This is a genomic window from Streptomyces alkaliphilus (assembly GCF_014141535.1).
GTDB lineage: Bacteria > Actinomycetota > Actinomycetes > Streptomycetales > Streptomycetaceae > Streptomyces > Streptomyces alkaliphilus.
Window position 1 is genome coordinate 1 of record NZ_VKHT01001352.1, and the last position, 1068, is coordinate 1068.

The window sequence follows — 1068 nt, forward strand, 5'->3', positions numbered from 1 at the left end:
ACCCCCGCCCCGGGGAGCCGGCTGTGGTGGGCCCTGGCGGACTGCTGGACCATCGTCCGCCGGGACCTCGGCCACCTGGCCAAACAGCCTTCGCTGATCGCATGGCAGCTCGGTTTCCCGGTCGTTTCCGTCCTGCTCTTCGTCTACGTCTTCGGCAGCGCCATGGTCGTGGCCGAGGGCGTCGACTACACCTCCTACGCCATGCCCGGCATGTTCACCATGACCATGGCCTTCGGTTTCATGAACACCGCCATGGCCGTGGTGGTGGACCGCGACCGCGGCATCACGGACCGGTTCCGCTCGATGCCGATGGCCCCCTCCGCCGTGGTCACCGGCCGGGGCGTCTCGGACGTCCTGCACGCCGGGCTGGACCTGGTCGTCCTGCTGGGCATCGCGCTGGCCATCGGATGGCGTTCCGACGGGGGGCTCCTCGCCGGTGCCGCGGCGCTCGGACTGCTGCTCCTGTTGCGCTTCGCCCTGGTGTGGGTGGGGGTGCTGTTGGGCCTGGTGGTGCGCAATCAGGAGGCGGCCGGCAACCTGTTCGCCCTGGCCTTCCCCTTCGGCATGATCTCCTCCGTCTTCACCCCACCCGAGCTCATGCCGACCTGGTTGGGGACCATCGCCGCCTGGAACCCGGTCTCCGCCACCGCCAACGCGGTCCGCGAACTGTTCGGCAACCCGGTGGCGTACGGGGAGGGGTGGATCGAGCGGAACTCCCTGCTGATGGCGGTGGTGTGGCCGCTGTTGATCACCGCGGTCTTCCTGCCGTGGGCCGTGCACCGGTTCCGGGGGCTCTCCCGCTGAGCACCGACGCCCCGGGGCTCCCGGGGCCCGGGGCGTGGCGCGCGCCCTACCACCCCCCGTCCCGCCGTCACTACGCTCGGCGGGACGGGCGTGCCGGAGCCCCGGGGTCCGCCCCGGCCGACGGGCCGCCCGGCTCTCCCACGGCGAAAGGCGACCCCCTCCCATGCGGCCCAAGCGGACTCCCACCCGACGGACCCCCGGTGACCCCTTCGGCTGGCTGGACGAGGCCCGCGCCGGGCGGGAGCGGGCCGGTCTGACCCGGAC

At 72.8% G+C, this 1068-nt stretch carries 1 protein-coding gene; it reads left to right on the forward strand.

Features of this window, described 5'->3' with window-relative positions:
• The coding region (locus FNQ90_RS24425; RefSeq protein WP_182608325.1) for an ABC transporter permease at window positions 1-804 on the forward strand (804 nt) is incomplete at its 5' end.
• Window positions 805-1068 lie beyond the last annotated feature (264 nt).